We start from the raw sequence: 16,479 nt of genomic DNA, 5'->3' as shown, positions 1-16,479 counted from the left end.
CAAAGTGGCGGTGTAGGTGATCTTACCGCCTTCGGCCACGGTGTCCGTCGCGGTCAAGGTCAGCGAAGTGGCGTCCGGGGTCGCTGGGTTGTCGGTGACAGTTGTCACTGGCTCGCCAACGGCCACGGTCTTCTCGTAGTTACCGCCCGAGATCTCAGTGATTTTGTTGGTCAAGTCCAGGTTGGTGTTGTGGACGTTGTTCGGTGCAGTGAACGGCACCGAAGCCGACGACTCACCCACTGGAATGGTGATGGTCTGGCCGTTGGCCAGTTTCACTACCAGATCGGTACCAGTGACTTTGTGGTTGACCGAGGCGGTGTAAGTGACCACACCGCCCTCGACCACGCTTTGCGAGGCAGTCAGGGTCACGGTGGTGGTGTCGATGGTGTCGGTGACTTTGGTCACAGCCGCAGTGCTGCTGACGTCCAATTTCTCGAAGTCACCGCCAGTGGTGCCAGTGATGGTCACGCCCAAGTCTTCGGCATCGAGGTAAACGTCATCGCTTGGCGCGTCGACGGTGATCGAGGCCTCTTTCGAGCCGGCGGCAATGGTGATGGTCTCGCCATTGCTCAGCTTGATCACCAGATCAGTGCCGGCCTTGTTGGTCAAAGTGGCGGTGTAGGTGATCTTACCGCCTTCAGCCACGGTGTCCGTCGCGGTCAAGGTCAGCGAAGTAGCGTCCGGAGTCGCTGGGTTGTCAGTGACAGTCGTCACAGGCTCGCCAACGGCCACGGTCTTCTCGTAGTTACCACCCGAGATCTCAGTGATCTTGTTGGTCAGGTCCAGGTTGGTGTTGTGGACGTTGTTCGGTGCAGTGAACGGCACCGAAGCCGACGACTCACCCACTGGAATCGTGATGGTCTGGCCGTTAGCCAGTTTCACTACCAGGTCGGTGCCGGTGACTTTGTGGTTGACCGACGCGGTGTAAGTGACCACACCGCCCTCGACCACGCTTTGCGAGGCAGTCAGCGTCACAGTGGTGGTGTCGATGGTGTCGGTGACCTTGGTCACCGCCGCCGCGCTGCTGACGTCGAGCTTCTCGAAGTCACCGCCGGTGGTGCCAGTGATGGTCACGCCCAGGTCTTCGGCATCGAGGTACACGTCATCGCTTGGCGCGTCGACGGTGATCGAGGCTTCTTTAGAGCCGGCGGCAATGGTGATGGTCTCACCGTTGCTCAGCTTGATCACCAAGTCGGTGCCGGCCTTGTTGGTCAAGGTAGCGGTGTAGGTGATCTTACCGCCTTCGGCCACGGTGTCCGTCGCGGTCAGGGTCAGCGAAGTAGCGTCCGGAGTCGCTGGGTTGTCAGTGACAGTCGTCACAGGCTCGCCAACGGCCACGGTCTTCTCGTAGTTACCGCCCGAGATCTCAGTGATCTTGTTGGTCAGGTCCAGGTTGGTGTTATGGACGTTGTTTGGCGCGGTGAACGGTACCGAGGCCGACGACTCGCCCACCGGAATGGTGATGGTCTGGCCGTTAGCCAGCTTCACTACCAGGTCAGTACCGGTGACTTTGTGGTTAACCGACGCGGTGTAAGTGACCACACCGCCCTCGACCACGCTTTGCGAGGCAGTCAGCGTCACAGTGGTGGTGTCGATGGTGTCGGTGACCTTGGTCACCGCCGCCGCGCTGCTGACGTCGAGCTTCTCGAAGTCACCGCCGGTGGTGCCAGTGATGGTCACGCCCAGGTCTTCGGCATCGAGGTACACGTCATCGCTTGGCGCGTCGACGGTGATCGAGGCTTCTTTAGAGCCGGCGGCAATGGTGATGGTCTCACCGTTGCTCAGCTTGATCACCAGGTCGGTGCCGGCCTTGTTGGTCAAAGTGGCGGTGTAGGTGATTTTGCCGCCTTCGGCCACGGTATCCGTCGCGGTCAAGGTCAGCGAAGTGGCATCCGGGGTCGCTGGGTTGTCGGTGACAGTCGTCACAGGCTCGCCAACGGCCACGGTCTTCTCGTAGTTACCGCCCGAGATCTCGGTGATCTTGTTGGTCAGGTCCAGGTTGGTGTTATGGACGTTGTTCGGCGCGGTGAACGGCACCGAAGCCGACGACTCACCCACGGGGATCGTGATGGTCTGGCCGTTAGCCAGTTTCACTACCAGGTCAGTGCCGGTGACCTTGTGATTGACCGACGCGGTATAAGTGACCACACCGCCCTCGACCACGCTTTGCGAGGCAGTCAGCGTCACAGTGGTGGTGTCGATGGTGTCGGTGACCTTGGTCACCGCCGCCGCGCTGCTGACGTCGAGCTTCTCGAAGTCACCGCCGGTGGTGCCAGTGATGGTCACACCCAGGTCTTCGGCATCGAGGTACACGTCATCGCTTGGCGCGTCGACGGTGATCGAGGCTTCTTTAGAGCCGGCGGCAATGGTGATGGTTTCGCCATTGCTCAGCTTGATCACCAGGTCGGTGCCAGCCTTGTTGGTCAAGGTAGCGGTGTAAGTGATCTTGCCGCCTTCAGCCACGGTTTCCGTCGCGGTCAGCGTGAGCGAAGTGGCATCCGGGGTCGCTGGGTTGTCGGTGACAGTTGTCACCGGCTCGCCAACAGCCACAGTCTTCTCGTAATTACCGCCCGAGATCTCGGTGATCTTGTTGGTCAAGTCCAGGTTGGTGTTATGGACGTTGTTTGGCGCGGTGAACGGTACCGAAGCCGACGACTCACCCACTGGAATCGTGATGGTCTGGCCGTTAGCCAGCTTCACTACCAAGTCAGTACCGGTGACTTTGTGGTTAACCGACGCGGTGTAAGTGACCACACCACCCTCGACCACGCTTTGCGAGGCAGTCAGGGTCACGGTGGTGGTGTCGATGGTGTCGGTGACTTTGGTCACCGCTGCGGTGCTGCTGACGTCGAGCTTCTCGAAGTCACCGCCGGTGGTGCCAGTGATGGTCACGCCGAGATCTTCGGCATCGAGGTACACGTCGTCGCTTGGCGCATCGACGGTGATCGAGGCTTCTTTAGAGCCGGCGGCAATGGTGATGGTTTCGCCATTGCTCAGCTTGATCACCAAGTCGGTGCCGGCCTTGTTGGTCAAGGTAGCGGTGTAGGTGATCTTGCCGCCTTCAGCCACGGTGTCCGTTGCCGTCAAGGTCAGCGAAGTAGCGTCCGGGGTCGCTGGGTTGTCGGTGACAGTTGTCACCGGCTCGCCAACAGCCACAGTCTTCTCGTAATTACCGCCCGAGATCTCGGTGATCTTGTTAGTCAAGTCCAGGTTGGTGTTATGGACGTTGTTTGGCGCGGTGAACGGTACCGAAGCCGACGACTCACCTACAGGAATGGTGATGGTCTGGCCGTTAGCCAGCTTCACTACCAAGTCAGTACCGGTGACTTTGTGGTTGACCGAGGCGGTGTAGGTCACTACGCCGCCTTCAGTAACCGTCGAGGTCGCCGTCAGGGTCACCGTGGTGGTGTCGATGGTGTCGGTGACTTTGGTCACCGCTGCGGTGCTGCTGACGTCGAGCTTCTCGAAGTCACCGCCGGTGGTGCCAGTGATGGTCACGCCGAGATCTTCGGCATCGAGGTACACGTCGTCGCTTGGCGCATCGACCGTAATCGAAGCTTCCTTCGAACCGGCGGCAATGGTGATGGTTTCGCCATTGCTCAGCTTGATCACCAGGTCGGTGCCGGCCTTGTTGGTCAAAGTGGCGGTGTAGGTGATTTTGCCGCCTTCAGCCACGGTGTCCGTCGCGGTCAAGGTCAGCGAAGTGGCGTCCGGGGTCGCTGGGTTGTCGGTGACAGTTGTCACTGGCTCGCCAACGGCCACGGTCTTCTCGTAGTTACCGCCCGAGATCTCAGTGATCTTGTTGGTCAGGTCCAGGTTGGTGTTGTGGACGTTGTTCGGTGCAGTGAATGGCACCGAAGCCGACGACTCACCTACAGGAATGGTGATGGTCTGGCCGTTGGCCAGTTTCACTACCAGATCGGTGCCAGTGACTTTGTGGTTGACCGAGGCGGTGTAAGTGACCACACCGCCCTCGACCACGCTTTGCGAGGCAGTCAGGGTCACGGTGGTGGTGTCGATGGTGTCGGTGACCTTGGTCACCGCTGCGGTGCTGCTGACGTCGAGCTTCTCGAAGTCACCGCCGGTGGTGCCAGTGATGGTCACGCCGAGATCTTCGGCATCGAGGTAAACGTCATCGCTTGGCGCGTCGACGGTGATCGAGGCCTCTTTCGAGCCGGCGGCAATGGTGATGGTTTCGCCATTGCTCAGCTTGATCACCAGGTCGGTGCCGGCCTTGTTGGTCAAAGTGGCGGTGTAAGTGATCTTGCCGCCTTCGGCTACTGTAGGCGTAGCAGACAGGTTCAGGCAGGTGATGTCCTCGGAGCCCGGCTGGTCGGTGACCGTAGTGCTGACCTCAGTCTTGTCCAAGGTCAGTTTTTCGAACTTCCACGCATCTGCACCGCTGACTGCGTCGATCGCGTTGATTACAGGCTGAGCGCCTATATAAATGTCATTCGGCGCGGTAACGGTGATCGAACCCGTGGTGCTGTTGGCCGGCACCGCAACAACGGTCTTGCCATCGCTGAGGGTGAAGTACAGCGTCGAGTGGTTATTGAGCGGCAGGCCGTCTTTGCTGGTCAGCGTGACGGTGTAGGTGATCTCGCCGCCTTCGGTGACCGACTCGCTGGCAGTGAGCTTGGCCACCACTTCGTTGATGGTGTCGGTCACTTTCACCGACGCATCGCCGCCCAATTGCAGGTTTTCGAAGGTGCTGCCTGCTATATCGGCCGCCGATTTGAGGCCCACGCTGATTTCGCCAGCATCTTGGTAAACGTCGTCACCCTGCTCGGCGTGGGTGTACTGCACGCTGGTTTCGCCCGCCTTGATAGTGACCTGGGCATTGTTGCTCAGGGTCACAACCAGATCATGCGCCAGCACAGTGTTGATCTTGACGGTGAAGGTCGGGCTCTGGTTCTCGAACACCGACTCTTGGTTGGCCTCGATAGTGACCTTGACGATATCGCCTGCAGGCCCAGGGGTGCCAGGCTCGTCAGTCACTGTAGTGCTGACCTGGGTCTTGTCCAACGTCAGTTTTTCGAACTTCCACGCGTCCGCACCGCTAACCGCTTGGATCGCGTTGACCACTGGCGGGTTGGCGCCCACGTAGACGTTATCTGGCGCGGTAACGGTGATCGAACCCGTGGTGCTGTTGGCCGGCACCGCAACAACGGTCTTGCCATCGCTGAGGGTGAAGTACAGCGTCGAGTGGTTATTGAGCGGCAGGCCGTCTTTGCTGGTCAGCGTGACGGTGTAGGTGATCTCGCCGCCTTCGGTGACCGACTCGCTGGCAGTGAGCTTGGCCACCACTTCGTTGATGGTGTCGGTCACTTTCACCGACGCATCGCCGCCCAATTGCAGGTTTTCGAAGGTGCTGCCTGCTATATCGGCCGCCGATTTGAGGCCCACGCTGATTTCGCCAGCATCTTGGTAAACGTCGTCACCCTGCTCGGCGTGGGTGTACTGCACGCTGGTTTCGCCCGCCTTGATAGTGACCTGGGCATTGTTGCTCAGGGTCACAACCAGATCATGCGCCAGCACAGTGTTGATCTTGACGGTGAAGGTCGGGCTCTGGTTCTCGAACACCGACTCTTGGTTGGCCTCGATAGTGACCTTGACGATATCGCCTGCAGGCCCAGGGGTGCCAGGCTCGTCAGTCACTGTAGTGCTGACCTGGGTCTTGTCCAACGTCAGTTTTTCGAACTTCCACGCGTCCGCACCGCTAACCGCTTGGATCGCGTTGACCACTGGCGGGTTGGCGCCCACGTAGACGTTATCTGGCGCGGTAACGGTGATCGAACCCGTGGTGCTGTTGGCCGGCACCGCAACAACGGTCTTGCCATCGCTGAGGGTGAAGTACAGCGTCGAGTGGTTATTGAGCGGCAGGCCGTCTTTGCTGGTCAGCGTGACGGTGTAGGTGATCTCGCCGCCTTCGGTGACCGACTCGCTGGCCGTCAGCTTGGCCACCACTTCGCTAATGGTGTCGGTCACCTCGACCGAAGCGGCACCGCCCAGTTGCAGGTTCTCGAAAGTACGGCCGTCGACATCCGCCGCCGCCTTGATGCCCAGACTGATCTGGCCGGCGTCGCTGTAAACGTCATCGCCCTGTGCGTCATGAGAATACGGCGCGCTGGTATCGCCAGCCTTGATGGTGACCTGAGCATTGTTGCTCAGGGTCACGACCAGGTCGTGATCCAGCGGCGCATTGATGTGAACGGTGAAGGTCGGGTTGACGTTCTCAGCCACCGAGTTTTGGTCAGCGGTGATGGTGACCTGTACCAGATCGCCCTGGTTGTCGGTGCCCGGGGTTCCGGAACCTGGCTCGTCAGTTACCGAGGTAGTGATGGTCTCACCGCCGAGCGTCAGCTTCTCGAAGGTACCCGCACCCGCTACGGACTCCAGCTTGTTCGCGATAGCCGCCTGACCACCGACATAGACATCATCGTTGACGGTGATGGTGGCGGTACCCGACGCGCTGTTAGCCGGGATGGTTACTGTCGTGCCGTCGCTCAAGGTGAAAGTGAGCGCGCCGTGCTGATTAACAGGCAGACCCTGTGCGTTGGTCAGGGTGACGGTGTAGGTCACCTGGCCACCTTCAGTCACGGAAGACTTGTCGGCAGTCAGCGTGGCGACTACTTCACTGATAGTGTCCGTGATTTCAACGGTTGCCGGGCCACCAAGCGCCAGCTGCTCGAAGGTGGCGCCCGAAACGGTAGCGTCAGTGACGCTAAGCGTAACCGAACCGGCGTCATTGATGACGTCATCACCCTGGGCCGAGGTTTTGTACTCGACTTCGGTCTTGCCGGCTTCAATGGTTACCTTGTCGCCGTTCGACAGGGTAACAGTCAGCGGACGATCAAGTGCCTGGCTTACTTTTACAGTGAAGGAAGGCTGTTGGTCTTCGGTCACATTGCCATTGCTGATGATGCTTACGCTGACGGTATCAATGCTGTCATTAATGACAGTCGAGGCTGGGGTCGGATTCGGCGTCAGTTGCTCGAAGTTACCGCCGGTGGCGCTTTCGATGGTCACACTAACGGTCGAACCGTTGTTGTAGACGTCGTTCGCCGGGGTCTGGAAGTCGACGCTGCCCTGGGTCTTGCCGGCCTCAACGGTGATGGTTTGGCCGTTGGACAGGGTCACGGTCACCGGCGACTGGGCTGGGTTGCTCAGGGTCACGGTGTAGGTGATCACGCCGCCTTCAGTGACACTTGGCGAAGCAGTCAGAGTCGCCGTGGTGCTGTCGACCGAGTCATTGATGGTGGTCTGTGCTGGAGTCGGGTTCGGCGTCAGTTGCTCGAAGTTACCGCCCGTGGCGCTTTCGATGGTCACGCTAACGGTCGAACCGTTGTTGTAGACGTCGTTGACCGGGGTCTGGAAGTCGACGCTGCCCTGGGTCTTGCCGGCTTCAACGGTGATGGTCTGGCCGTTGGACAGGGTCACGGTCACCGGCGACTGAGCGGGGTTGCTCAGGGTTACGGTGTAGGTGATCACGCCGCCTTCAGTGACGCTTGGCGAAGCAGTCAGAGTCGCGGTGGTGTTATCCACCGAATCATTGATCGATGTCTGCGCCGGAGTCGGGTTCGGCGTCAGCTGCTCGAAGTTACCGCCCGTGGCGCTGTCGATGGTCACGCTAACGGTCGAACCGTTGTTGTAGACGTCGTTGGCCGGGGTCTGGAAGTCGACGCTGCCCTGGGTTTTACCCGCTTCAACGGTAATGGTCTGGCCGTTGGACAGGGTCACAGTCACCGGCGACTGAGCGGGGTTGCTCAGGGTTACGGTGTAGGTGATCACGCCGCCTTCAGTGACGCTTGGCGAAGCAGTCAGAGTCGCGGTGGTGTTATCCACCGAATCATTGATCGATGTCTGCGCCGGGGTCGGATTCGGGGTCAGTTGCTCGAAGTTACCGCCCGTGGCGCTGTCGATGGTCACGCTGACGGTCGAGCCGTTGTTGTAGACGTCGTTGGCCGGGGTCTGGAAGTCAACGCTGCCCTGGGTCTTGCCGGCTTCGACGGTAATGGTCTGGCCGTTGGACAGAGTCACTGTCACCGGCGACTGAGCGGGGTTGCTCAGGGTCACGGTGTAAGTGATGACGCCACCTTCGGTCACCGACGGGCTCGCCGTCAGGGTCGCCGTGGTGCTGTCGACCGAATCATTGATCGACGTCTGCGCCGGAGTCAGGTTCGGCGTCAGTTGCTCGAAGTTGCCACCGGTGGCGCTGTCGATGGTCACGCTAACGGTCGAACCGTTGTTGTAGACATCATTGGCCGGGGTCTGGAAGTCGACGCTGCCCTGGGTTTTACCCGCTTCAACGGTAATGGTCTGGCCGTTGGACAGAGTCACGGTCACCGGCGACTGGGCCGGGTTGCTCAGGGTCACGGTGTAAGTGATGACGCCACCTTCGGTCACCGACGGGCTCGCCGTCAGGGTCGCGGTGGTGCTGTCGACCGAATCGTTGATGGTGGTCTGTGCCGGGGTCGGATTCGGGGTCAGCTGCTCGAAGTTGCCACCGGTAGCGCTTTCGATGGTCACGCTAACGGTCGAACCGTTGTTGTAGACGTCGTTCGCCGGGGTCTGGAAGTCGACGCTGCCCTGGGTCTTGCCGGCCTCAACGGTGATGGTTTGGCCGTTGGACAGGGTCACGGTCACCGGCGACTGGGCTGGGTTGCTCAGGGTCACGGTGTAGGTGATCACGCCGCCTTCAGTGACACTTGGCGAAGCAGTCAGAGTCGCCGTGGTGCTGTCGACCGAGTCATTGATGGTGGTCTGTGCTGGAGTCGGGTTCGGCGTCAGTTGCTCGAAGTTACCGCCCGTGGCGCTGTCGATGGTCACGCTAACGGTCGAACCGTTGTTGTAGACATCATTGGCCGGGGTCTGGAAGTCGACGCTGCCCTGGGTCTTGCCGGCTTCAACGGTGATGGTCTGGCCGTTGGACAAGGTTACGGTCACCGGCGACTGGGCCGGGTTGCTCAGGGTCACGGTGTAAGTGATCACGCCGCCTTCAGTGACGCTTGGCGAAGCAGTCAGAGTCGCGGTGGTGTTATCCACCGAATCATTGATCGATGTCTGCGCCGGGGTCGGATTCGGGGTCAGCTGCTCGAAGTTACCGCCCGTGGCGCTGTCGATGGTCACGCTAACGGTCGAACCGTTGTTGTAGACATCATTGGCCGGGGTCTGGAAGTCGACGCTGCCCTGGGTCTTGCCGGCTTCAACGGTGATGGTCTGGCCGTTGGACAAGGTTACGGTCACCGGCGACTGGGCCGGGTTGCTCAGGGTCACGGTGTAAGTGATCACGCCACCTTCGGTCACCGACGGGCTGGCCGTCAGGGTCGCGGTGGTGCTGTCGACCGAATCGTTGATGGCGGTCTGTGCTGGAGTCGGGTTCGGGGTCAGTTGCTCGAAGTTACCGCCCGTGGCGCTGTCGATGGTCACGCTAACGGTCGAGCCGTTGTTGTAGACATCATTGGCCGGGGTCTGGAAGTCGACGCTGCCCTGGGTTTTACCCGCTTCAACGGTGATGGTCTGGCCATTGGACAGGGTTACAGTCACCGGCGACTGGGCTGGGTTGCTCAGGGTCACGGTGTAGGTGATCACGCCGCCTTCAGTGACACTTGGCGAAGCAGTCAGAGTCGCCGTGGTGCTGTCGACCGAATCGTTGATGGTGGTCTGTGCTGGGGTCGGATTCGGGGTCAGCTGCTCGAAGTTGCCACCGGTGGCGCTGTCGATGGTCACGCTAACGGTCGAACCGTTGTTGTAGACATCATTGGCCGGGGTCTGGAAGTCGACGCTGCCCTGGGTTTTACCCGCTTCAACGGTAATGGTCTGGCCGTTGGACAGAGTCACGGTCACCGGCGACTGGGCTGGATTGCTCAGGGTCACGGTGTAAGTGATCACGCCACCTTCGGTCACCGACGGGCTGGCCGTCAGGGTCGCGGTGGTGCTGTCGACCGAATCGTTGATGGCGGTCTGTGCTGGAGTCGGGTTCGGGGTCAGTTGCTCGAAGTTACCGCCCGTGGCGCTGTCGATGGTCACGCTAACGGTCGAGCCGTTGTTGTAGACATCATTGGCCGGGGTCTGGAAGTCGACGCTGCCCTGGGTTTTACCCGCTTCAACGGTGATGGTCTGGCCATTGGACAGGGTTACAGTCACCGGCGACTGGGCTGGGTTGCTCAGGGTCACGGTGTAAGTGATCACGCCACCTTCGGTCACCGACGGGCTCGCCGTCAGGGTCGCGGTGGTGCTGTCGACCGAATCGTTGATGGTGGTCTGTGCTGGGGTCGGATTCGGGGTCAGCTGCTCGAAGTTGCCACCGGTGGCGCTGTCGATGGTCACGCTAACGGTCGAACCGTTGTTGTAGACGTCGTTCGCCGGGGTCTGGAAGTCGACGCTGCCCTGGGTTTTACCCGCTTCAACGGTAATGGTCTGGCCGTTGGACAGAGTCACGGTCACCGGCGACTGGGCTGGATTGCTCAGGGTCACGGTGTAAGTGATGACGCCACCTTCGGTCACCGACGGGCTGGCCGTCAGGGTCGCGGTGGTGCTGTCGACCGAATCGTTGATGGTGGTCTGTGCCGGGGTCGGGTTCGGCGTCAGCTGCTCGAAGTTACCGCCCGTGGCGCTGTCGATGGTCACGCTAACGGTCGAACCGTTGTTGTAGACGTCGTTGGCCGGGGTCTGGAAGTCGACGCTGCCCTGGGTTTTACCCGCTTCAACGGTAATGGTCTGGCCGTTGGACAGAGTCACGGTCACCGGCGACTGGGCTGGATTGCTCAGGGTCACGGTGTAAGTGATGACGCCACCTTCGGTCACCGACGGGCTGGCCGTCAGGGTCGCGGTGGTGCTGTCGACCGAATCGTTGATGGTGGTCTGTGCCGGGGTCGGGTTCGGCGTCAGCTGCTCGAAGTTACCGCCCGTGGCGCTGTCGATGGTCACGCTAACGGTCGAACCGTTGTTGTAGACGTCGTTGGCCGGGGTCTGGAAGTCGACGCTGCCCTGGGTTTTACCCGCTTCAACGGTAATGGTCTGGCCGTTGGACAGGGTCACAGTCACCGGCGACTGGGCTGGATTGCTCAGGGTCACGGTGTAAGTGATGACGCCACCTTCGGTCACCGACGGGCTCGCCGTCAGGGTCGCCGTGGTGCTGTCGACCGAATCATTGATGGTGGTCTGCGCCGGGGTTGGGTTCGGGGTCAGCTGCTCGAAGTTGCCACCGGTAGCGCTGTCGATGGTCACGCTAACGGTCGAACCGTTGTTGTAGACATCATTGGCCGGGGTCTGGAAGTCGACGCTGCCCTGGGTTTTACCCGCTTCAACGGTAATGGTCTGGCCGTTGGACAGAGTCACGGTCACCGGCGACTGGGCTGGATTGCTCAGGGTCACGGTGTAAGTGATGACGCCACCTTCGGTCACCGACGGGCTGGCCGTCAGGGTCGCGGTGGTGCTGTCGACCGAATCGTTGATGGTGGTCTGTGCCGGGGTCGGATTCGGGGTCAGCTGCTCGAAGTTGCCACCGGTAGCGCTGTCGATGGTCACGCTAACGGTCGAACCGTTGTTGTAGACATCATTGGCCGGGGTCTGGAAGTCGACGCTGCCCTGGGTCTTGCCGGCCTCAACGGTGATGGTTTGGCCGTTGGACAGGGTCACGGTCACCGGCGACTGGGCTGGGTTGCTCAGGGTCACGGTGTAGGTGATCACGCCGCCTTCAGTGACACTTGGCGAAGCAGTCAGAGTCGCCGTGGTGCTGTCGACCGAGTCATTGATGGTGGTCTGTGCTGGAGTCGGGTTCGGCGTCAGTTGCTCGAAGTTACCGCCCGTGGCGCTTTCGATGGTCACGCTAACGGTCGAACCGTTGTTGTAGACATCATTGGCCGGGGTCTGGAAGTCGACGCTGCCCTGGGTCTTGCCGGCCTCAACGGTGATGGTCTGGCCGTTAGACAGAGTCACAGTCACCGGAGTCTGGGCAGGGTTGCTCAAGGTCACGGTGTAAGTGATCACGCCACCTTCGGTCACCGACGGGCTCGCCGTCAGGGTCGCCGTGGTGCTGTCGACCGAATCATTGATCGACGTCTGCGCCGGAGTCGGGTTCGGCGTCAGTTGCTCGAAGTTGCCACCGGTGGCGCTGTCGATGGTCACGCTAACGGTCGAACCGTTGTTGTAGACATCATTGGCCGGGGTCTGGAAGTCGACGCTGCCCTGGGTCTTGCCGGCTTCGACGGTAATGGTCTGGCCGTTGGACAGGGTCACAGTCACCGGCGACTGAGCGGGGTTGCTCAGGGTTACGGTGTAGGTGATCACGCCGCCTTCAGTGACGCTTGGCGAAGCAGTCAGAGTCGCGGTGGTGTTATCCACCGAATCATTGATCGATGTCTGCGCCGGGGTCGGATTCGGGGTCAGCTGCTCGAAGTTACCGCCCGTGGCGCTGTCGATGGTCACGCTAACGGTCGAACCGTTGTTGTAGACATCATTGGCCGGGGTCTGGAAGTCGACGCTGCCCTGGGTCTTGCCGGCCTCAACGGTGATGGTCTGGCCGTTAGACAGAGTCACAGTCACCGGAGTCTGGGCAGGGTTGCTCAAGGTCACGGTGTAAGTGATCACGCCACCTTCGGTCACCGACGGGCTCGCCGTCAGGGTCGCGGTGGTGCTGTCGACCGAATCGTTGATGGTGGTCTGTGCTGGAGTCGGGTTCGGCGTCAGTTGCTCGAAGTTACCGCCCGTGGCGCTGTCGATGGTCACGCTAACGGTCGAACCGTTGTTGTAGACATCATTGGCCGGGGTCTGGAAGTCGACGCTGCCCTGGGTCTTGCCGGCTTCAACGGTGATGGTCTGGCCGTTGGACAAGGTTACGGTCACCGGCGACTGGGCCGGGTTGCTCAGGGTCACGGTGTAAGTGATCACGCCGCCTTCAGTGACGCTTGGCGAAGCAGTCAGAGTCGCGGTGGTGTTATCCACCGAATCATTGATCGATGTCTGCGCCGGGGTCGGATTCGGGGTCAGCTGCTCGAAGTTACCGCCCGTGGCGCTGTCGATGGTCACGCTAACGGTCGAACCGTTGTTGTAGACATCATTGGCCGGGGTCTGGAAGTCGACGCTGCCCTGGGTCTTGCCGGCTTCAACGGTGATGGTCTGGCCGTTGGACAAGGTTACGGTCACCGGCGACTGGGCCGGGTTGCTCAGGGTCACGGTGTAAGTGATCACGCCACCTTCGGTCACCGACGGGCTCGCCGTCAGGGTCGCGGTGGTGCTGTCGACCGAATCGTTGATGGTGGTCTGTGCTGGAGTCGGGTTCGGGGTCAGTTGCTCGAAGTTACCGCCCGTGGCGCTGTCGATGGTCACGCTAACGGTCGAGCCGTTGTTGTAGACATCATTGGCCGGGGTCTGGAAGTCGACGCTGCCCTGGGTTTTACCCGCTTCAACGGTGATGGTCTGGCCATTGGACAGGGTTACAGTCACCGGCGACTGGGCTGGGTTGCTCAGGGTCACGGTGTAAGTGATCACGCCACCTTCGGTCACCGACGGGCTCGCCGTCAGGGTCGCGGTGGTGCTGTCGACCGAATCGTTGATGGTGGTCTGTGCTGGGGTCGGATTCGGGGTCAGCTGCTCGAAGTTGCCACCGGTGGCGCTGTCGATGGTCACGCTAACGGTCGAACCGTTGTTGTAGACGTCGTTCGCCGGGGTCTGGAAGTCGACGCTGCCCTGGGTCTTGCCGGCCTCAACGGTGATGGTTTGGCCGTTGGACAGGGTCACAGTCACCGGCGACTGGGCTGGATTGCTCAGGGTCACGGTGTAAGTGATCACGCCACCTTCGGTCACCGACGGGCTCGCCGTCAGGGTCGCGGTGGTGCTGTCGACCGAATCGTTGATGGTGGTCTGTGCTGGGGTCGGATTCGGGGTCAGCTGCTCGAAGTTGCCACCGGTGGCGCTGTCGATGGTCACGCTAACGGTCGAACCGTTGTTGTAGACATCATTGGCCGGGGTCTGGAAGTCGACGCTGCCCTGGGTCTTGCCGGCCTCAACGGTGATGGTTTGGCCGTTGGACAGGGTCACGGTCACCGGAGACTGAGCGGGGTTGCTCAGGGTCACGGTGTAGGTGATCACGCCGCCTTCAGTGATGCTTGGCGAAGCGGTCAGGGTCGCCGTGGTGCTGTCGACCGAATCGTTGATGGTGGTCTGTGCTGGGGTCGGATTCGGGGTCAGCTGCTCGAAGTTGCCACCGGTAGCGCTTTCGATGGTCACGCTAACGGTCGAACCGTTGTTGTAGACGTCGTTCGCCGGGGTCTGGAAGTCGACGCTGCCCTGGGTCTTGCCGGCCTCAACGGTGATGGTTTGGCCGTTGGACAGGGTCACAGTCACCGGCGACTGGGCTGGATTGCTCAGGGTCACGGTGTAAGTGATCACGCCACCTTCGGTCACCGACGGGCTCGCCGTCAGGGTCGCGGTGGTGCTGTCGACCGAATCGTTGATGGTGGTCTGTGCCGGGGTCGGATTCGGCGTCAGCTGCTCGAAGTTACCGCCGGTGGCGCTGTCGATGGTCACGCTAACGGTCGAACCGTTGTTGTAGACGTCGTTCGCCGGGGTCTGGAAGTCGACGCTGCCCTGGGTCTTGCCGGCCTCAACGGTGATGGTTTGGCCGTTGGACAGGGTCACAGTCACCGGCGACTGGGCTGGATTGCTCAGGGTCACGGTGTAAGTGATCACGCCACCTTCGGTCACCGACGGGCTCGCCGTCAGGGTCGCGGTGGTGCTGTCGACCGAATCGTTGATGGTGGTCTGTGCTGGGGTCGGATTCGGGGTCAGCTGCTCGAAGTTGCCACCGGTGGCGCTGTCGATGGTCACGCTAACGGTCGAACCGTTGTTGTAGACATCATTGGCCGGGGTCTGGAAGTCGACGCTGCCCTGGGTCTTGCCGGCCTCAACGGTGATGGTTTGGCCGTTGGACAGGGTCACGGTCACCGGAGACTGAGCGGGGTTGCTCAGGGTCACGGTGTAGGTGATCACGCCGCCTTCAGTGATGCTTGGCGAAGCGGTCAGGGTCGCCGTGGTGCTGTCGACCGAATCGTTGATGGTGGTCTGTGCTGGGGTCGGATTCGGGGTCAGCTGCTCGAAGTTGCCACCGGTAGCGCTTTCGATGGTCACGCTAACGGTCGAACCGTTGTTGTAGACGTCGTTCGCCGGGGTCTGGAAGTCGACGCTGCCCTGGGTCTTGCCGGCCTCAACGGTGATGGTTTGGCCGTTGGACAGGGTCACAGTCACCGGCGACTGGGCTGGATTGCTCAGGGTCACGGTGTAAGTGATCACGCCACCTTCGGTCACCGACGGGCTCGCCGTCAGGGTCGCGGTGGTGCTGTCGACCGAATCGTTGATGGTGGTCTGTGCCGGGGTCGGATTCGGCGTCAGCTGCTCGAAGTTGCCACCGGTGGCGCTCTCGATGGTCACGCTGACGGTCGAGCCGTTGTTGTAGACATCGTTGGCCGGGGTCTGGAAGTCGACGCTGCCCTGGGTCTTGCCGGCTTCGACGGTGATGGTCTGGCCGTTGGACAAGGTCACAGTCACCGGCGTCTGGGCAGGGTTGCTCAAGGTCACGGTGTAAGTGATGACGCCACCTTCGGTCACGCTTGGCGAAGCGGTCAGGGTGGCGGTGGTTGTGTCGATGGTATCGGTAACTTGGGTTACCGCTGGCGTTTGCGGCACTGTCACCGTTAGCCCGCCGCCCCCGGTGGTTCCCGTTACGGTGGTCGAAATTTGCCCCCCGTCGATATACGGGGTGTCGTTAGCCGGGACCACGACGCTGACGCTACCACTGGTCTGCCCGGCCGGAATGACAATTACGGCACCGTTGGACAGGGTAACGACCAGGTTAGTAGTCGGTGCCAAGCCAACCGTCGCGGTATAAACGATTACGCCACCCGCTTCGCTGATGGAAGGGGTAGCGCCAAGCACCAGACCGGTAGCGACGTCAGTGTCCGTCGTCGGCGTAGTCACTAGGTTGCTGCTGGTGGTATCCAGCACGCCAACTTCTGCGCTATCGAGCACGGCAGCGAAGCCCAGGCCGTCGGTTGGGAAGCCGATGGTAGGGTCAACCCTGCCTGCAGTTTCTTCGAGCATTACGAAGCTGTGGCCACCACCCAGCGCGCCACCTCCCCCAGCCGACGATGGCCCCGCCGCAGTCGCTTCAAGCTCGGTAGTTGGGTCGACACCTGCAGCAATGGCCTGTTGCAGCTCTTCCACGGAGGGCGCGGCCTGTGCAGTCGCCTGGCTCAGGTCGGCGCTGCTATCCGGCGCGTCGGCACTCCATTGGCTGTCACGGCCCAAGTCGAGCATACGGCCATCGGCCAGTTCCAAGGTAATTGCGCCGCCCGGGCCGGTGAGCACCTGCTCGCCAGCCAGCAGACGGTCCCCTTCGATCAGTACACGCCGGATGCCCTCTGGGGATACCGCAATAACCTGGCCGACAATACTTTTGACGATGGCTACAACGCTGCTCAT

1 protein-coding gene (only partly in view) is annotated in these 16,479 nt (G+C 61.1%); it reads right to left on the bottom strand.

Features of this window, described 5'->3' with window-relative positions:
• A protein-coding gene (locus DV532_RS00675; protein WP_120715282.1) for an immunoglobulin-like domain-containing protein crosses the window boundary here: on the bottom strand, positions 1-16,479 show its 5' portion. It extends 15,777 nt beyond the left edge of the window; the window shows 16,479 of its 32,256 coding nt (coding positions 1-16,479); the start codon lies at positions 16,477-16,479; the stop codon falls past the left edge of the window.

Source organism: Pseudomonas sp. Leaf58, assembly GCF_003627215.1.
GTDB lineage: Bacteria > Pseudomonadota > Gammaproteobacteria > Pseudomonadales > Pseudomonadaceae > Aquipseudomonas.
Note: the sequence above shows the minus strand (reverse complement) of the source record. Positions and strands in the feature narration are given on the sequence as shown.